General features: G+C 63.9%; 17 protein-coding genes and 1 tRNA gene. 13 read left to right on the top strand and 5 right to left on the bottom strand.

The window, feature by feature from the left end:
- Nucleotides 1-3 precede the first annotated feature (3 nt).
- The 9 genes from ACIPHM_RS17070 (at nucleotide 4) to ACIPHM_RS17030 (ending at nucleotide 7349) form a co-directional block, all read left to right on the top strand.
- A complete protein-coding gene (locus tag ACIPHM_RS17070; protein ID WP_400330873.1) occupies nucleotides 4-2295 on the top strand; it encodes an ATP-binding protein in 2292 nt (763 codons plus the stop codon).
- Complete coding sequence (locus tag ACIPHM_RS17065) at nucleotides 2296-3036, top strand: response regulator (protein WP_400330443.1); 741 nt, start codon at nucleotides 2296-2298, stop codon at nucleotides 3034-3036.
- Between the two features lie 111 nt (nucleotides 3037-3147).
- Nucleotides 3148-3223 (top strand) — tRNA-Phe (locus tag ACIPHM_RS17060).
- 255 nt (nucleotides 3224-3478) lie between these two features.
- A complete protein-coding gene (gene queC, locus ACIPHM_RS17055; protein ID WP_400330442.1) occupies nucleotides 3479-4222 on the top strand; it encodes a 7-cyano-7-deazaguanine synthase QueC in 744 nt (247 codons plus the stop codon).
- A 21-nt stretch (nucleotides 4223-4243) separates the two neighbouring features.
- Nucleotides 4244-4879, top strand: coding sequence for a 7-carboxy-7-deazaguanine synthase (queE, locus tag ACIPHM_RS17050; RefSeq protein ID WP_400330439.1), 636 nt, complete (start codon nucleotides 4244-4246; stop codon nucleotides 4877-4879).
- Nucleotides 4880-4888: 9 nt separating this feature from the next.
- Nucleotides 4889-5332 carry a 6-carboxytetrahydropterin synthase QueD gene (gene queD, locus ACIPHM_RS17045; protein WP_400330438.1) on the top strand — a complete coding sequence of 148 codons (444 nt, stop codon included), beginning with the start codon at nucleotides 4889-4891 and terminating at the stop codon, nucleotides 5330-5332.
- 247 nt (nucleotides 5333-5579) lie between these two features.
- The gene (locus ACIPHM_RS17040) at nucleotides 5580-5954 is read left to right on the top strand and encodes a hypothetical protein (RefSeq protein WP_400330437.1); all 375 of its coding nucleotides are present in this window, start codon (nucleotides 5580-5582) and stop codon (nucleotides 5952-5954) included.
- 100 nt (nucleotides 5955-6054) lie between these two features.
- Nucleotides 6055-6477 carry a DsrE family protein gene (locus tag ACIPHM_RS17035; protein WP_400330434.1) on the top strand — a complete coding sequence of 141 codons (423 nt, stop codon included), beginning with the start codon at nucleotides 6055-6057 and terminating at the stop codon, nucleotides 6475-6477.
- A 134-nt stretch (nucleotides 6478-6611) separates the two neighbouring features.
- The gene (locus tag ACIPHM_RS17030) at nucleotides 6612-7349 is read left to right on the top strand and encodes a tetratricopeptide repeat protein (protein ID WP_400330432.1); all 738 of its coding nucleotides are present in this window, start codon (nucleotides 6612-6614) and stop codon (nucleotides 7347-7349) included.
- Between the two features lie 89 nt (nucleotides 7350-7438).
- On the opposite strand, the gene rodA is transcribed toward ACIPHM_RS17030, so the two are convergent.
- The 5 genes from rodA to ACIPHM_RS17005 all read right to left on the bottom strand — a co-directional run bounded on the left by rodA (nucleotide 7439) and on the right by ACIPHM_RS17005 (nucleotide 13580).
- Nucleotides 7439-8587, bottom strand: a complete 1149-nt coding sequence (gene rodA / locus ACIPHM_RS17025) for a rod shape-determining protein RodA (protein ID WP_400330870.1) — start codon at nucleotides 8585-8587, stop codon at nucleotides 7439-7441.
- The gene (gene mrdA / locus ACIPHM_RS17020) at nucleotides 8587-10809 is read right to left on the bottom strand and encodes a penicillin-binding protein 2 (RefSeq protein WP_400330430.1); all 2223 of its coding nucleotides are present in this window, start codon (nucleotides 10807-10809) and stop codon (nucleotides 8587-8589) included. Before mrdA ends, rodA begins: the two co-directional genes overlap by 1 nt.
- A 52-nt stretch (nucleotides 10810-10861) precedes the next feature.
- Nucleotides 10862-11374, bottom strand: a complete 513-nt coding sequence (gene mreD, locus ACIPHM_RS17015; RefSeq protein WP_010805639.1) for a rod shape-determining protein MreD — start codon at nucleotides 11372-11374, stop codon at nucleotides 10862-10864.
- A 9-nt stretch (nucleotides 11375-11383) separates the two neighbouring features.
- Entirely contained in the window at nucleotides 11384-12352 is a 969-nt protein-coding gene (mreC, locus tag ACIPHM_RS17010) for a rod shape-determining protein MreC (protein ID WP_400330428.1), read from the bottom strand.
- 184 nt (nucleotides 12353-12536) lie between these two features.
- Complete coding sequence (locus ACIPHM_RS17005; protein WP_010805637.1) at nucleotides 12537-13580, bottom strand: rod shape-determining protein; 1044 nt, start codon at nucleotides 13578-13580, stop codon at nucleotides 12537-12539.
- A 552-nt stretch (nucleotides 13581-14132) separates the two neighbouring features.
- Between ACIPHM_RS17005 and gatC the strand changes: the two genes are divergently transcribed.
- The 4 genes from gatC (at nucleotide 14133) to gatB (ending at nucleotide 18220) form a co-directional block, all read left to right on the top strand.
- On the top strand, nucleotides 14133-14432 hold the full coding sequence (gene gatC, locus ACIPHM_RS17000; RefSeq protein ID WP_400330425.1) for an Asp-tRNA(Asn)/Glu-tRNA(Gln) amidotransferase subunit GatC: 300 nt from the start codon (nucleotides 14133-14135) through the stop codon (nucleotides 14430-14432).
- A gap of 143 nt (nucleotides 14433-14575) precedes the next feature.
- Nucleotides 14576-16066, top strand: a complete 1491-nt coding sequence (gene gatA, locus ACIPHM_RS16995) for an Asp-tRNA(Asn)/Glu-tRNA(Gln) amidotransferase subunit GatA (RefSeq protein WP_400330423.1) — start codon at nucleotides 14576-14578, stop codon at nucleotides 16064-16066.
- A 95-nt stretch (nucleotides 16067-16161) separates the two neighbouring features.
- On the top strand, nucleotides 16162-16578 hold the full coding sequence (locus ACIPHM_RS16990) for a hypothetical protein (protein WP_400330867.1): 417 nt from the start codon (nucleotides 16162-16164) through the stop codon (nucleotides 16576-16578).
- 169 nt (nucleotides 16579-16747) lie between these two features.
- Nucleotides 16748-18220: an Asp-tRNA(Asn)/Glu-tRNA(Gln) amidotransferase subunit GatB gene (gatB, locus tag ACIPHM_RS16985; RefSeq protein WP_400330421.1), complete on the top strand. Its 1473-nt coding sequence runs from the start codon at nucleotides 16748-16750 to the stop codon at nucleotides 18218-18220.
- Nucleotides 18221-18279 lie beyond the last annotated feature (59 nt).

The following is an 18279-nucleotide window of genomic DNA, read 5'->3' as shown; positions in this document are numbered from 1 at the left end:
ACGATGGCGCTGGTCGCCATCGGCCTGTTCGGCCTGCTTGCGCTCGCGTCGGCCAATACCGAGTTCTTCGACCGCTACTACTCGCTGCTTTACACCGCGAACATCGCGGTCGCGATCATCTTCGTCTTCATTGTCGGTGCACTCGTCTGGATCATTCTCGTGCGGCTGCGCCAGCGGCGTTTCGGCACGCGGCTGCTGGCCAAGCTCGCGATCTTCTTCGCGCTCGTGGGCGTACTGCCGGGCGGCATCATCTATCTGGTGTCGTTGCAGTTCGTCTCGCGCAGTATCGAGTCGTGGTTCGATGTGCGCGTGGAAACGGCGCTCGATTCCGGGCTCGAACTCGGGCGCGCGATTCTGAACAACGGTCTGTCGGATCTGAGTGCGAAAGCGCAACTGGTGGCCGATAACCTGACGTCGAGCGGCGACAAGGGCGGCACGCTCACGCTGCTGCGCATGCGCGACCAGTTCGGCTTGCAGGACGCGACGATCGTCGACGGCAACGGACGCGTGCTCGCCTCCGCGTCGGGCAACTTCAATGCGCTCGTGCCCGATTTGCCGACGGCACTCATGTTGCGTCAGGCACGCACGCAGTCGCGCGGCTACACGGCCATCGAAGGCGGCAGCGAGGGCTACGACAAGCATCAGGGCGAGGATCAGTTGCGATGGCGGGTGGTGATACGCATTCCGTCCGGCTACACGTCGTCGTTGCAGGACGAAGAGCGTTTCCTGCAAGTCACGCAACTGGTGCCGGCCAATCTCGCGCAGAACGCCGAGGCAGTGCAGAACGCTTATCGCGAGTATCAGGAAAAGGCCCTCGGCCGCACGGGGCTGCGCAAGATGTATATCGGCACGCTGACCTTGTCGCTGTTCCTCGCGACATTCGTGGCGATGATGCTGGCGCTGGCGCTCGGCAGCCAGCTTGCGCGGCCGCTCTTTCTGCTCGCGCGCGGCACGCAGGAAGTGGCGGCGGGCGATTTGTCGCCCAAGGGCGAAGTGCGCACCAACGACGAACTCGGCTTCCTCACACAGGCCTTCAATGCGATGACGCGTCAACTGTCCGACGCGCGCGCGACGGTCGAGCGCAACCGGCTCGCGCTCGAAAGTTCGAAGGCTCACCTTGAGAGTATTCTGTCGAGTCTGACGGCCGGGGTGTTCGTGTTCGATCGCGACTTCAGGCTGACGACCGCCAACGCGGGTGCCGAGCGTATCTTCAAGCAAAGTTTCCAGGGCGAACTGAACCGTTCGCCTGCGCATATCCCTGCACTGGTAGAGTTCGGTGAGACGCTGCGTCGTGCGTTCGCCGATCGCGACGCCAATGCCGACCTCGGACCGGGCGGACACTGGCAACAGCAAATTGGTTTGACGTTGCCGGGCGAGACCGATGGCGTGACGCTGCTGGTGCGCGGCTCGCATTTGCCGGAGCCGATGGTTGCCGTGGCCGGCGTGCCAACGCGCGCGGGCGGCGGTTACGTGGTGGTGTTCGACGACATCAGCGACGTGATCTCGGCGCAGCGCTCGGTGGCATGGGCCGAAGTGGCGCGGCGCCTGGCGCACGAGATCAAGAATCCGCTCACGCCGATTCAGTTGTCTGCCGAGCGTTTGCAGATGAAATTGTCCGACAAGCTGCCGCCGGTCGATGCCGAGTTTCTGCGCCGTGGGGCGACGACGATCGTCAATCAGGTGGCGGCGATGAAGCGCATGGTCGACGATTTCCGCGATTACGCACGTCTGCCGCCGGCGATCATGCATCCGCTGCAACTCAACGAGCTGATCGGCGAGGTGTTGACGTTATACGGTGTGGATGAGGGGCGCGGCACGATTCGTCCGTATCTCGACACCGAGCTGCCGGAGATTCGGGGCGATTCGACGCAATTGCGCCAGGTTATTCATAATCTGCTTCAGAATGCTCAAGATGCTGTCAGCGGAACCGAAAACCCTCTTATCACGGTGGAAACGAAGACAGTAGAATACGCAGGAACGGATATGCAACCCGGTGAACCGAAGCGCACTGCGGTGCGTCTGACGATCACGGATAACGGGCCGGGTTTCCCGGCGCGAATTCTGACCCGCGCATTCGAGCCTTACGTGACGACCAAGGCGAAGGGCACCGGGCTCGGGTTGGCGATGGTCAAGAAGATCATCGACGAGCATCAGGCGCGTATCGACATTCGCAACCGGACTTTACCCGAGGGCGAAGGCAGTGCAGGCGCACAGATTTCGATCTTGTTTACTCAATTGGCTGACGACCAGGAACTGCCGCGCAATCGGCCGGCAGAACACACGAAGGTAGCGTAAATGGCAACCATTTTGGTGGTGGATGACGAAATGGGGATCCGGGAGCTGCTCTCGGAGATTCTGAGCGACGAGGGGCATGTCGTGGAGGTCGCGGAGAACGCGCAGGAAGCGCGCGCCTTCCGCGCTGCACACACGCCCGATCTCGTGCTGCTCGATATCTGGATGCCCGATACCGACGGCGTGACCTTGCTCAAGGAATGGGCGGCACAGCAGTTGCTGACCATGCCGGTCATCATGATGTCGGGGCATGCCACGATCGATACCGCCGTCGAGGCGACCAAGATCGGTGCACTCAACTTCCTCGAGAAACCCATTGCCTTGCAAAAGCTGTTGCAGGCCGTGGAGCAGGGGCTCGCTCGCGGCAAACGTGAAACCGCTGGCGGCGCGGCAAGCGCCTTCGATGGCGACGACGATGCGCTCGAAGCCGGTGTCTTCGGCGAGAGCGAGCCGCGCCACGCGGGCGCGGGCCTGAACGGTGCGGCGTCGCATCACGTGCCGCTCGGCGTCAACGAGACGGAAGGCGTGAGCGGTGTCACCGGCACGGGCATGTCGGCCGACATCTCGTTCGACGTGCCGCTGCGTGAAGCACGCGACGCCTTCGAGCGCGCCTACTTCGCCTACCACCTGGCCAAGGAGCACGGGAGCATGACGCGTGTGGCCGAGAAGACCGGGCTGGAGCGCACGCACCTGTATCGCAAGCTCAAGCAGCTTGGCGTCGAACTCTCCAAGAGCAAGACTTGAGGAAATAACGGTGTGGCGCGCCACGGTGCGTTGCCATGCCGCTTTGCTGTAGATTTTTTCGATTAAGGGCTTGCGCAAAGCGTATTCAGTCTCTATAATCGCTTTTCTCTTGGCCCGGTAGCTCAGTTGGTAGAGCAGCGGATTGAAAATCCGCGTGTCGTTGGTTCGATTCCGACCCAGGCCACCAAATTCGAAGGGCTTGCGCATATCGCAAGCCCTTTTTGCGTTTGAACGAAAACGCTGCCCGATGATGGGTATAAGCGCCCGGCGATAGCGACGCGGGGCAACGCGGTTCAAAATCGCGATATATCCCGCACGCGGGTTGCCCCGGATGATCCGATAGCGTCTCCGATACCGGTATCCGGCAAGCAGCCACAAGCGCGCCCCGGCCCCTGTCGTCTTGATGTCCTGACGGCAAAGGCGATACTGCTAGCGCACGATCATGACGACAAGCACCGATTCCGCTCTGGTTCTGTTCTCCGGTGGACAGGATTCGACCACCTGCCTCGCGTGGGCGCTCTCGCGCTATGCACGCGTAGAGACCCTGGGCTTCGATTACGGCCAGCGCCACAGCGTGGAGCTGGAGTGCCGCACCGACGTGCTCGCCAAGCTGCGCGAGCGTTTTCCGCAGTGGGCGCCGCGTATGGGCGAGGACCACATGATCGATCTGTCGATCCTGGGGCAGATCAGCGAAACGTCGCTCACCCGCGAAACCACGATTGCGATGGCGGCGAACAATCTGCCGAATACCTTCGTGCCGGGACGCAATCTGCTATTTCTGACGATTGGTGCGACCATTGCGTATCGACGCGGTTTGCGCGTGCTCGTCGGTGGCATGTGCGAGACGGACTTCTCGGGCTATCCCGATTGCCGCGACGACACCATGAAGGCGCTTCAGGTCGCGCTTAATCTGGGCATGGACCGGCGCTTCGTGGTCGAGACGCCGCTCATGTGGATCGACAAGGCCGACACCTGGCAGATGGCGCAGGATCTGGGGGGCGACGTGCTCGTCGAGACCGTGCGCGAAGATACGCACACGTGTTACCTGGGCGAGCGCAGCGTGCTGCACCCGTGGGGCTACGGATGCGGCGAATGTCCGGCGTGTCAGTTGCGTCAGCGCGGCTACGAGCAGTGGCGTGCACGCAGTGACGGTAGCCAAAAAGATCAGGATCGCGGCGCGGCCTGATCGTTCGAAATCGAGAGAATCATGACGTATGCGGTAAAGGAAATCTTCTACACATTGCAGGGCGAGGGCGCGAACGCCGGTCGTCCGGCCGTGTTCTGCCGGTTCGCGGGATGCAACCTGTGGACGGGGCGTGAAGAGGACCGTGCCGAGGCCGTCTGCCAGTTCTGCGACACCGACTTTGTCGGCACCGACGGTGAGAATGGCGGTAAGTACCGCACACCGGCAGAACTCGTCGCACAGATCGTGGCGCTGTGGCCCGAAGGCGATCGCGCGCATCGGTTCGTCGTGTGCACGGGCGGGGAGCCGCTGCTTCAGCTCGACGCGCCGCTCATCGACGCGCTGCATGCCGAGGGTTTTCGCATTGCCGTGGAAACCAATGGCACGCAAGCCATTCCCGAAGGCATCGATTGGGTGTGCGTGAGCCCGAAGGCCGACGCGGAGATGATCGTCACGCGCGGCGATGAACTGAAGGTCGTGGTGCCGCAGGATCGCCAGCGTCTGGCCGATTACGAAGCGCTCGACTTCACGCACTTCTATCTCCAGCCGATGGACGGTCCGCTGCGCGACACCAATACGAAGCTGGCGATCGACTATTGCAAATCGCACCCGCGCTGGTCGCTGTCGATGCAGACGCACAAATACCTGAATATTCCCTGAGCCGTTGCTGTGATTACGATTACCCGGAAACTCGAATTCGATGCGGGCCACCGCATCCCCGATCACCGAAGCCAGTGCCGCAATCTGCACGGGCATCGCTACGTGCTCGAAATCACGCTTGCGGGCGAGGTGAGCCGTGAGAGCGGTGCGTCCGACAACGGCATGGTGATGGACTTCGCCGACGTGAAGGCGCTCGCCAACGAGCATCTCGTGTCGGTGTGGGACCACGCATTCCTTGTCTACGAAGGCGATACGGCGGTGCGCAATTTCCTCGACACGATGCCCGAGCACAAGACGGTGGTTTTCGATCGTGTGCCGACGGTCGAGAATCTGGCCGCGGCCGCGTTCGACAAGCTGAGCCACGTGTTCGATGCGCACTACGGTCGCGACTTGCGTCTGGTGCGTCTGCGTCTGTACGAGACGCCGAATTGCTGGTCGGAAGTCACGGCGTAACTGCCGGACGCTCGACCGCCCGTTTGTGTCGATGTCGCGCATTCTCTGGGAAGACGCCCGAGATGTGCCGAATTCGAAAGCGCTGCCCGGAAAGTCAGTGGCCGACACCGGTGCGATGACCGAAAGTTGCAACCCGCCAGACCCACGTCTGGCGGGTTTTTTCATTTCGGGAGTCCCTATGACGAGAGTTTCAGCCAGCAGCAACGTTGTCGCGTGCGACACTCAGACATCGGTGCAGTTTGTATCGATGCGACGAATGGATTCGTCGGGCAATCTGCTCGCCACGGCGCGGGCGGCCAATCTGCCGATGGTCGCCGTATCCACGCCAGCGGGGCCGAGCGCACCGCCCCTGGATTACGACGACTTCCGCGCGGATTTCAAGGGCTCGCAACCCGGCAACCCCGGCCCGGCCTCTCACCTCATGCAGGACACCCGACGCGCACGCGCCGACACCGCAACGCAGACCGACAGCCAGTGGGAAGCCCCGCCGCCATACGAGGCGCACGAGACGGCGCCCCGCCCAAGTGCGCCGAGTCCATCGCCGGTTGACTTGCCTCCCGCCTATCGCCGGGCGAGTGGGGAATGGGACTTGCACACGGGCAATTCCCGCTCGGAGGGCTAACGCGGCGCGGCTCGTATGCTGATGACGGTCCCGATGTGTCGGTGCACGCCAACGCGCTATGATGCGGCTGGCATAACGTAACCCATAGGAGACACCTCAGATGAAGACGCTGCTGCGCGGCCTGCTGACCGCATTCTTGTTGACCGTGTTTGCCGTCCCGGCGACGTCGGCATTCGCAGAAGACAAAGTCGTGTATCACATCAACGACGCCGAGCATCAGGCGCTCGCCGGTTTGCGCAACATTCGCAACCAGTTGGATACCGTGCCGGACACCAAGATCGTGGTCGTCGCCCATTCGCAGGGGGTCGATTTCCTGATGGAAAATTACAAGGACGCCGCGACCGTCGGCCCGTTGATCTCCGCGCTGCACGCGCGCGGCGTCAAATTCGAGGTGTGCGAGATCACACTCAAGCAGCGCAATCTGAAGAAGGACCAGTTCGTGCTCGACGCCGATTTCACGCCGTCCGGCGTGGTCGAGCTCACGCGCTTGCAGCAAAAGGGCTACGCGTACATCAAGCCGTAACCCTGTCGTTTTCCGCGACGCGAAGCCCTGGCCTGTGCCGGGGCTTTTCGTTGGGGGCGCCGCGTCTCCACCCTGCCGGCAACGCCTTTTCGTTTGGCGCACAATAGGCGTACGCCCGCCCCCGGAGGTGCCCCATGAACCGTGTCGTATCGACGTCTTCCGCCTTGCGCCGGCTGCTCGCCGGTTCCGCCATCACGCTCGCAGGTGTGGCCTGCGCACCGGTGCCGTATGCCGTCGCGGCCGCACAGGCCCCGGCGCAGGCGCTGACCGATCAGGCCGTGCACCACTACGAAGCGGGACAGCAGACGCAGGCGCTCGAGGAATTTCGTCGCGCCGCAGAGCAGGGCAATCGTCTCGCGCAATTCGATTACGCGATGATGCTGCTCAACGGCGAGGGCGTCACCGCCGATCCGAACGGCGCAGTCCAATGGCTGGAGCGTGCGGCCAACGCGGGCATGACGCAGGCGCAGTATGTCTACGCGAAGATGTTCGATGACGGTTACGTCGTGGGCAAATCGATTCCCCAGGCGAACCTCTGGTACGAAAAGGCGGCGAAGCAAGGCCATGTTCAGGCGCAAGCGGCCATCGCCAACGAGTACTTCATCGGACGCGGCGTGCCCAAGGATTACAAGACCGCGTTCACCTGGTACGAGAAGGCCGCGCGCGGCGGCGACTTGCCGTCGCAGTACATCGTGGCGAGCTACTACGAGCGCGGATATGGGGTCGTTACCCCCGATCCGGAGCGGGCTCGGTTGTGGTACGGGAAGGCGGCTGCGCAGGGTGACGTTGCCGCGCAGGGCAAGCTCGACGCCATGGACCGCGACCGTGCGCAGCACTTGTTGCCGACGCCAGCCCCCTCTCCCGCGCGATAGCGACATAGGTGCAGACGAAAAAAACGGCAGGGCGGGCGATATGCGCCGCGTCCTGCCGTTGGTCTGTGTGACGACGTGAGGGGCCGCCGTCAGCTCTGCATGAGGCGTTTCTCGCGCGCCACGCTCATCAGAATGCCGACCCCGAGGCCGAGCGTCACCAGCGCGGTACCGCCATAGCTCATGAACGGCAGCGGCACACCGACCACCGGCAGAATGCCGCTCACCATGCCCATATTCACGAAGGCGTAAGTGAAGAAGATCATCGTGACGGCGCCCGCGAGCAGTCGTCCGAACAGGGTCGCACCGCTCGCGGCAATCATCAGCCCGCGCGCCACCAGCAACAGGTACAGCAGGATCAGCACACCTTCGCCGATCAGGCCGAACTCTTCCGCGAACACGGCGAAGATGAAGTCGGTGTGCTTCTCGGGGATGAACTCCAGGTGCGCCTGCGTGCCCTTGAGCCAGCCCTTGCCCGTGATGCCGCCCGAGCCGATGGCGATGACCGATTGAATCGTGTGGAAACCCTTGCCGAGCGGATCGGACGTCGGATCCAGCAGCGTACACACGCGGTGCTTCTGGTAGTCGTGCAGGACATACCATTCGACGTCCGGCTGACAGATCTTGCTTTCGAGCGAGAGGATCGTGCCGATGCCGAGCACCCCGGCAACGAGCACCGGCAGAATCAGCTTCCACGACAAACCCGCCAGATAGATCACGTAAAGCCCGGCGGCGGCCACGAGCAGGCCGGTGCCGAGGTCGGGCTGCTTCGCAATGAGGCCGACGGGGATACCGAGCAGCGCGAGGGCGGCCAGATAGTCGAACCAGCGGATGTTGCCCTCGCGCTTCTGGAAGTACCACGCCAGCATGAGCGGCATGGCGATCTTCATGATTTCGGACGGCTGGATCACCATGCCGACGTTCAGCCAGCGCTTCGCGCCCTTCTTCGTCAGACCGAACATCGCCACCGCAATGAGCAGCGCGACGCCCGCCGTGTAGAGCGGCACCGCGAATTTCATCAGGGTCTGCGTTGGCAGCATCGCCAGCACCCACATCAGAATGAACGTGAGCACAATGTTGCGGATCTGGTCTTCCACGCGCCCCGGTACGTCGATACTGGCGCTGTAGAGCGTTACCAGACCCACGCACAGCAGCAGGAAGACGATCAGTGCGAGCGGCTTGTCGAAGGCGGCGAACAGGCGCTTGACCTGTTCTTTCCACGTATGTTTGTCGAGCGCCATCATGGCGTTCCTCCTTGCGCACGGATAGCGGCGCGATGGCGGGCCTCGTCGGCGACGGTCGGGCTCACCGCGGGCTGACGGTGCGGCTGCGGCGCCGGTGCGGGTTTTGGCGCTTCGGCGGCACTCGCCTTGTCGCCGGTCGTGCGCGAGGCGGCCGCCGTGCCCGACGTCCCAGGGGGCGCGCGAGACACGCTCCCCGTGGCGCCGGTGGCGACGCGGTCCAGTTCGGCGGCGCTGGCGGGCGGTGCGTCGGGCGCAGCGGAGACCGCCGACGCGGCGCTGGCCCCCGAGGCCGCCGCCTGCAACGCAGCCGCTTCGGCGGCGCGCTCCTTCGGTTCGGTGATGAGATAGTAGTCGAGCAGGCTGCGTGCGACCGGACCGGCCTGCGAGCCACCCCAACCGGCGTTCTCGACGATCAGCGCGATGGCGATCTTCGGATCGTCCGCCGGCGCAAACGCGATGAACAACGCGTGATCGCGCTTGAATTCGGGAATCGCGTTGTGGTTGTACTTCTCGTTCTTGCCGAGCGAGTAGACCTGCGCCGTGCCCGTCTTGCCGCCCGCTTCATACGGCGCACCCGCGAATGCCTGACGCCCCGTGCCTTCCTTGATCACGCCGACCATCGCGCGTTTGACGAAGTCGATGTCCGCCTGTTTGTACGGCAGACGGGCGCTTTCGTGCGGCACCGTCAACTGGCGCGAGTGCGTGACAGGGTCTTCGACGGCCTTCACGAGGTGAGGCTTCATCACCACGCCGTTGTTGGCCAGCGTGGCGGTGGCGTGCGCGAGTTGCAGGATCGTGAACGAGTTGTAGCCCTGTCCGATCCCCAGGCTGATCGTCTCGCCGTCGTACCACTTCTGTTGCGCGGGCTTCTTGTATGCCTTGCGTTTCCACTCGGTCGACGGAAGAATGCCGCGCGCCTCGCCCTCGATGTCGATGCCGGTCAACTGGCCGAAACCGAGCGGCGCCATAAAGTCATGAATGGCGTTCACGCCGAGGTCGTGCGCGAGCATGTAGTAATACGTATCGTTCGACACCACGATCGAGCGGTACATGTCGATCCAGCCCTGCCCGTTGCGCACGTCGTTGCGGAACGTGTGGTTGCCCAGCGTGAACGAGCCCGTATCCTGGAAGCCCCAGTTCGTGGTGCGCTTGCCGAGCTCCAGCGCGGCGAGCGCCATGAACGGTTTGTACGTCGAGCCGATCGGATAGGTGCCGCGCAGCGGACGGTTGAGCAGCGGCCGGTCGGGTGAGTTGTTCAGGGCGTCCCAGTTCTGCTGGTCGATGCCTTCGACGAACATATTCGGATCGAAGCTCGGGGCCGACACGAAGGCGAGCACGTCGCCCGTCTTCGGTTCGATGGCGACGACCGCACCCCGGCGTCCCGCGAAGGCCTGCTCGGCCACCTGCTGGAGCTTGATGTCGATGGACAGCACGAGATTGTCGCCCGGTGTGGCAGGGGTGCGCGAGATCGTGCGCACCGGACGGCCACCCGCCGTCACTTCGATTTCCTCGAAACCGGTAATGCCGTGGAGCTGCGTCTCGTAGCTCTGCTCGACGCCGATCTTGCCGATGTAATCGGTGCCCTTGTAGTTGTTGACGTCGCGGCGGATGTCGTACTTGGCGCTGTCGCTGTCGTTCTCCTCGCTCATCGCTTCGATACGCTGACGGTCGCGCTGCGAGATACGGCCGATGTAGCCGATTACGTGCGCGGCCGTCTCGCCGAGCGGGTATTGCCGGAACAGACGCGCGTGCACATCGACGCCGGGGAACCGGAAACGCTGCGCGGTGAAGCGGGCGACCTCCTCGTCGGTCAGCCGCGTGCGGATCGGCAGGCTTTCGAAGCTCTTGCTGTCGTCCATCAGCTTCTTGAAGCGGGCGCGGTCGCGCGGCGTGATCTCGATCACGTCTGACAGATCCGTGATGAGGTCTTCGAGCGGACGGCCGATCTTCGACGGCGTGATTTCCAGCGTGTAAGCGGAATAGTTGCGGGCAAGCACTACGCCGTTGCGATCCATGATCACGCCCCGGTTGGGCACGATCGGGGCAAGCGAGACGCGGTTTTCGTCGGCTTGCAGGGCGTACTGATTGTGACGAAAGACTTGCAGATAGACGAAACGCACCGCGAGCAGGCTGAAGCAGATCAGCACGAAAAGCGCGGCCGCCGTTATCCGCAGATGGAACGTCTGCAGTTGTTGCTGAGGATTCTTGAACTCGGTCATGCTGGCTGGGCGGGCGGGGCTCGTTGGTGCGATCTGGCGGGCGTCGAACCCGTCAGATCGGACGCGTATCGTCGCGGTCGACGGCGCGTTTCTGAGGCGCCAGCAGCAGGATACTGATCACCGGCCAGAGCAAGGCTTCGACGAAGCTCGCTGCGAGCGGCCACCAGCCCGGAAATGCCGCGCCGGTCGCCAGACGGATGATGAACGGCACCACGTGCGCGAGCAGCAACAGCGGCAGCACGGTGAGTGCCTGGCCGAGCAGCGTGAAGAACAGAACGCGGCGGTGAATCATGATTGCGCCGTACGAGAGCAGCGTATAAGCAAGCGCATGCTCGCCGAGCAGGCCGGCGTTGTGCACGTCCATGAGCAACCCGACGAGAAACGCTACGCCCATGCCGACCTTGCGCGGCTGGTGGATGTTCCAGAACATCAGCACCAGCGCGACGAAGTCGGGCATGGCGGGGGCGTGCCCCCACGGCATCAGGTTCACCAGAAACGCCACCACGAGACTGAGCGCGATGAAGTACGGATTGACCGGCAGCAGTATGTATTGCGGTCGTGACATGTCGATTCCTTAATGGCCCTTGCGGGCGCCCGGCGCGAGTTTCGGATCCGCGCGCGTGCCGCCCTTCGGGGCGGGCTTGGCGCCGCTTGCAGACGGATCGGAGGCGCGCGCGAGATCGGCGGCGGCGTCCGGATGCAGGGCGAGCGGCGTGGTGTATTGCAGCACCAGCACCTGACGCTGGCTGCGCAGATTGGCCACCGGCTGACACAGAATGCGCGCAAACGCCGTGTCGGAGACGCGATCGACCTTGGTAATCCGGGCCACGGGCAGGCCGGCCGGATAGACCCCGTCCAGGCCGCTGGTGGCAATTTCGTCGCCGACCTTCACGTCGGCCGACAATGGGATAAAACGCAGATCGAGCACATCGCCGCGTAGTCCGCCGTAGATCACGCTATGGACGCCGCTGCGGGTAACTTGCACTGGCACGGCCTGTTCCTTGTCGGTCAGCAGCGTCACTTCGCTTTGCAGCAGGAATACACGTGAGACCTGGCCGAGCAGCCCTTGTTCAGTGACGACGGGCGCGCCAAGTTTTACACCGTGTTTCGTGCCGCGATCGATGACCACGCGCTGGGTGAACGGATCGCGCGTGTCGTATTCGATTTCCGCGGGAATGCTCGGCACGGGCAGGCGTTCGCGCAGGGAAAGCATCTGGCGCAGATGTTCGTTTTCGGCGACCAGCTGATTATTGCGCTGGGCCTGCACGGAGAGTTCGAGATTGCGCTCGCGCAGCGCGCCGTTTTCGGTCGTGAGCTGCGATTCGGTCGAGAAGAAACCCGCTACGCCGAGAATGGCGTCGCGCGGCAACAGCATCATGCGTTGCACCGGGTAAAGGGCGGTGCCGACGACGGTCCGAACCCGTTCCAGCGTGTTGTAGTGCGAGTCGACCACGAGCAGGCCGATGGCGAGCGCGACGAAACAGATCAGCCGGGCCAATGCCGACGGTCCCTGTTTGAACAGTGGCGGCGGACTGTACTGCATGGTGGGCCCTTCAGGGAAGCACGCGCAGCGAGACGCTGCGGTGCGCGAGTGGTGTCAGTCGGGCGCGACGCGCCGGCGTGAGGCCGGACTCCGTGCGCGAGGTCTTGCTACGTGGCAGATCGTGCCTGGCGAGGTGAGGAAGGGATTGCCCCACCGCGCCGGACGACGAACCACGCACGTTGGCTTACTCGTAGGAGAAGATGCTGCCGAGCTTGTCCATGCGCTCAAGCGCCATGCCCGAGCCACGCACCACGCAGGTGAGCGGGTCTTCGGCGACGAGCACGGGCAGGCCGGTTTCTTCGGCGAGCAGACGGTCGAGATCGCGCAGCAGCGCGCCACCGCCCGTGAGCATCATGCCGCGCTCGGCGATGTCCGCGCCCAGTTCCGGCGGCGTTTGCTCGAGGGCGATCTTCACCGACGACACGATCTGGTTGAGCGGATCGGTCAGGGCTTCGAGGATTTCGTTGCTGGAGATGGTGAAGGCGCGCGGAATCCCTTCCGAGAGGTTGCGGCCCTTGACTTCCATTTCCTTGACTTCCGACCCCGGGAAGGCCGAGCCGATTTCCTTCTTGATCGCTTCAGCGGTCTGTTCGCCGATCAGCATGCCGTAGTTGCGGCGGATGTAGTTGACGATGGCTTCGTCGAACTTGTCGCCGCCAACGCGCACCGAACCCTTGTAGACGATACCGCCCAGCGAGATCACGCCCACTTCGGTCGTGCCGCCGCCGATGTCGACGACCATCGAGCCCGTGGCTTCCGAGACCGGCAGGCCGGCGCCGATGGCAGCGGCCATCGGCTCTTCGATCAGATACACCTGCGAGGCGCCGGCGCCGTGTGCGGCTTCCTTGATGGCGCGGCGCTCGACCTGGGTCGAGCCGCACGGCACGCAGATGATGATGCGCGGGGAGGGCGAGAACAGACGCGACTCGTGAGCCATCTTGATGAACTGCTTGATCATCTGCTCGGTCACGGTGAAGTCGGCGATCACGCCGTCTTTCATCGGGCGGATCGCCTCGATGTTGCCCGGCACCTTGCCGAGCATCTGCTTGGCTTCCTTGCCGACGGCCTGAATCGTCTTCTTGCCGCTCGGGCCGCCTTCCTGACGAATGGCGACCACCGACGGTTCGTCGAGAACGACGCCCTTGCCGCGCATGTAGATCAGGGTGTTGGCCGTGCCCAGGTCAATGGCCAGGTCGTTGGAGAAGTAGCTGCGAAGAAAACCGAACATGCAAAATCCTGTGTTTGCGTGAGGCCGCCCAATGAATGTGACTGGGACGGCTGCCTGTCATCTGGGTTCCGGCCTGTTCGCAAAAAAAGATCGCCAGGCGCCACGCGGCGGCTCGCGAAACGTGCGGACAAACCGAGGAATGCTGTACCGGGCAGGAGGCGGGGCTGCCGTCAATAAATCCGTCGCGTCAGGGTCTTCCACTGGACTGCGCGATCGTCTGTCGCGCCCCCCGGACTTGCGGCGGCCCACCTGCGCGACAGCGGCGGAGGGTGCAAAAACACGCTCCGACGCAAATTTAATGCGCAATGATACCTTATAATTTCGCAGGTTTTGCAGGAAAAACAAGCACGTTGAGACCACATTCGACCCTCGCGGCATGCTCGCCGGGAGCCTTGTGGCACGGTGTGCCAACCGTCCTGCGCAGTACGATGCACGGAGTAAAACGACAGACGAGTTCGCGCTCGCCCGCAGATTCTCCGCATTCTGCCCCTAATTTTGGCGGCAGCCATGCATTCGACTGCCATTCAATGCGCATTTTTTCGGGATTTCTTCATGGCTTTGAATCTCTCAGACGTCAAACGCATCGCCCATCTCGCGCGTCTCGAGTTGGCCGATGACGAGGCGGCTCACATGGAAAAGGAGCTCAACGGCTTCTTCGCGCTCGTCGAGCAGATGCAGTCGGTCGACACGACGGACGTCGCCCCGCTGGCGCATCCGATCGAGCAAATACAGGCCGTTGCCCAGCGCCTGCGTACCGATGCCGTGACGGAAGTCGTCGATCGCGACGCGAATCAGCGTCCGGCGCCCGCCGTGCAGGACGGCCTCTATCTGGTGCCGAAGGTCATCGAATGAGCGGGGCGCACGGCGCAACGTTCGCAATCGCGGGCGCTCGCGCCGTCCGACGCCAGTGATGCCGGGCGAGGTCGTATGCCCCCAGTCCGGTTCACGCTTCGAGGCCTTCATGCCTTAATGCGCTACCCAGTACAGCAGCCACCATGGAACAAGATCTGATTCATTTGCAGGATTTGCGCGCCGCGCTCGACGCCAAGCGCGTGTCGAGCGTCGAGTTGACGCAGCACTATCTGGACCGCATTGCCGGTGCCGCCGATCTGAACGCCTTCGTGCACGTCGACGCCGAGGCGAGCCTCGCGCAGGCGCGCGCCGCCGATGCGCGCATCGCCGCCGGTGACGGCGCGAACCAGCCGCTGCTGGGCATTCCCGTCGCGCACAAGGACGTCTTCGTCACGCGTGGCTGGCACAGCACCGCCGGCTCGCGCATGCTCAAGGACTACGTGAGCCCGTACGACGCCGCCGTCGTCGAGCGTCTGGCCGACGCAGGCATGGTCACGCTGGGCAAGACCAATATGGACGAGTTCGCCATGGGCTCGTCGAACGAAAACTCGTACTACGGCCCGGTGAAGAACCCGTGGGACAAGCGCGCCGTGCCCGGCGGCTCGTCGGGTGGCTCGGCCGCTGCCGTGGCTGCGCGCCTCGCGCCGGTCGCCACCGGCACCGACACCGGCGGCTCGATCCGTCAGCCGGCCGCATTCTGCGGCGTGACCGGCATCAAGCCGACGTACGGCCGCGTGTCGCGCTACGGCATGATCGCGTTCGCCTCGTCGCTCGACCAGGGCGGCCCGTTCGGTCACAGCGCGGCGGATTGCGCATGGCTGCTCAACGGCATGGCTGGTTTCGACGCTCGCGATTCGACCAGTCTGGAGCGCGCCGACGAAGACTTCGCGCGCGGTCTGGGCAAGCCGCTCGACGGTGCAACGGCCGACAAGCCGCTGGCCGGTCTGCGCATCGGCCTGCCCGCCGAGTACTTCGGTGAAGGCCTCGACGCCGATGTGCGCGAATCCATCGAGAACGCCCTGGCCGAGTTCGAAAAGCTAGGCGCCGTGCGCGTGCCGGTGTCGCTGCCGAAGACGGAGCTGTCGATCCCCGTGTACTACGTGCTCGCGCCGGCGGAAGCCTCGTCGAACCTGTCGCGTTTCGACGGCGTGCGCTTCGGCCATCGCGCGGCCGAATACCGCGATCTGCTCGACATGTACAAGAAGTCGCGTGCCGAAGGCTTCGGCACCGAGGTCAAGCGCCGGATTCTCGTGGGCACCTACGTGCTCTCGCACGGCTATTACGACGCCTACTATCTGCAAGCGCAGAAGATTCGCCGTCTGATCGCACAGGACTTCCAGAACGCGTTCGCCCAGTGCGACGTCATCATGGGCCCGGTCGCGCCGTCGGTGGCGTGGAATCTCGGCGAGAAGAGCGCCGATCCGGTGCAGATGTATCTCGCCGACATCTACACGCTGTCGGTGAGCCTGGCCGGTCTGCCGGGCATGAGCCTGCCGGTGGGCCCGGGACGCGAAGCGCGTCCGGTCGGTCTGCAACTGATCGGCAACTATTTCGACGAAGCCCGCCTGCTGCAAGTGGCCGACGCGTTCCAGCGCGCGACCGACTGGCACAAGCGCGCACCGGCGGGCGTTTGATCATGGGCCGCCTGCGCGTGATGACGTCTCTCGCTCCGGCCGGTTCGCGCACTGCCGCGCTGGCCTTCGTCTCCCGGGGACTGGCGTTGGCCGGCATGGTGCTCACGCTCGCGTCGTGCTCGCTGCCGTTCTCGCGCCCGACGCCGATCGCGTACCGCGAAATCAATCTGTCGGGCTACTGCTCGCAGACCGATGAAGACGGATTTCGCGAGCAGGCGACGCTCAAGGTATCGGCCAATCAGGTGCAGTCGCTGGACTGGCGTCTGTGGGTGGGCAAGCGCGGGAGCTGCCACTTCAATCTGGCGGATTTTCACCAGACGCAGTGGCGTCCGAGCATTGAGCTGCGGGCGAACAGCGGAAGCTGCAAGCTGCTCATCTGGCAGGATCCGGGCAACGTGACCATCGGGCATGCGAACTGCGAGGCGTATTGCACGCCGGGCATCTATGAGAACGCATGGCCGGTGAGCTTCGATCCGCACTCGGGCATTTGCGCAGCCGACACGCGCAGATAAGGGCAGACGGGCGGTTAGGCCAACGGTGCCGATGATGCCGCCACGTGCTGTTATCGCCGGCAGGCATCGACGAACAGGAAACAGGCCGGGCCGTCGCCAAGGGGGCGGCGACCGGCGGCAAAGGCAGGGCGAATGTGCCGTGCCGACAAGTTGAGACAGGGTGAACCTTATGCAATGGGAAGTCGTTATTGGTCTGGAGACGCACACGCAGCTCTCCACCGCTTCCAAGATTTTCTCGGGCGCTTCGACGCAGTTCGGCGCGGCCCCCAACACGCAGGCCTGTCCCGTGGATCTGGCGCTGCCGGGCGTGCTGCCCGTGCTCAATCGCGGGGCTGTCGAGCGCGCGATCGAATTCGGTCTGGCCATTGGGGCGACGATTGCGCCGCGCAGCATCTTCGCGCGCAAGAATTACTTCTACCCGGATCTGCCCAAGGGCTATCAGATCAGCCAGTACGAAATCCCGGTGGTGCAGGGCGGCTCGCTGAAGATTCAGGTCGAAGCCGACGCCCGCACCGGCCGCGAAGCGTATGAAAAGGTCGTCACGCTCACGCGTGCGCACCTTGAGGAAGACGCAGGCAAATCGCTGCACGAAGACTTCGCCGGCATGACCGGCATCGACCTGAACCGCGCAGGCACGCCGCTGCTCGAGATCGTGACGGAGCCGGAAATGCGCAGCGCGGCCGAAGCCGTGGCGTACGCGAAGGCGCTGCACGGTCTGGTGGTGTGGCTCGGCATTTGCGACGGCAACATGCAGGAAGGCTCGTTCCGTTGCGACGCCAACGTGTCCGTGCGTCCGGTCGGTCAGAAGGAATTCGGCACGCGCGCCGAGATCAAGAACCTGAACTCGTTCCGCTTCCTCGAAGAGGCGATCCAGTACGAAGTGCGCCGTCAGATCGAACTGATCGAAGACGGCGGCACCGTGGTGCAGGAAACGCGTCTGTACGATCCGGACAAGAAGGAAACGCGTTCGATGCGCAGCAAGGAAGACGCGCACGACTACCGCTACTTCCCGGACCCGGACCTGATGCCGCTCGTGATCGACAGCGAGTGGGTCGAGCGCGTACGCGCAGCGCTGCCCGAACTGCCGGCCGGCATGCAGGCCCGCTTCGTCGAGTCGTACGGCCTGTCGGATTACGACGCCGCGGTGCTCACCCAATCGAAGGCGCAAGCCACTTACTTCGAAGCCGTGGTCGCCAAGGCCGGCAAGGCGAGCGCCAAACCCGCCGCCAACTGGATCATGGGCGAGCTGTCGTCGTTGCTCAATCGCGAAGACATCGGCATCGAAGCCAGCCCGGTGTCGAGCGTGCAGCTCGCGGCCCTGCTCGCCCGTATCGCCGACAACACGATCTCGAACAAGATCGCCAAGGAAGTCTTCCAACTGATGTGGGAAGAGCGCGCTACCGACGAGGGCGCCGCCGATCGCATCATCGAAGCGAAGGGCCTCAAGCAGATTACGGACACCGGCGCGATCGAGAAGATCATCGACGAAGTGCTCGCCGCCAACGCCAAGTCCGTCGAGGAGTTCCGCGCGGGTAAGGAGAAAGCGTTCAACGCGCTGGTCGGTCAGGCGATGAAGGCCACCAAGGGCAAGGCCAACCCGGCGCAGGTCAACGAGTTGCTCAAGAAGAAGCTCGGTGCCTGATTCGATGCCTGACGCGGGCTGAACGTTCGCACGGGCCGCACTCGCGACCTGTGCGAACG

Source organism: Pandoraea sp. NPDC087047, assembly GCF_044745225.1.
Lineage (GTDB): Bacteria > Pseudomonadota > Gammaproteobacteria > Burkholderiales > Burkholderiaceae > Pandoraea.
Note: the sequence above shows the minus strand (reverse complement) of the source record. Positions and strands in the feature narration are given on the sequence as shown.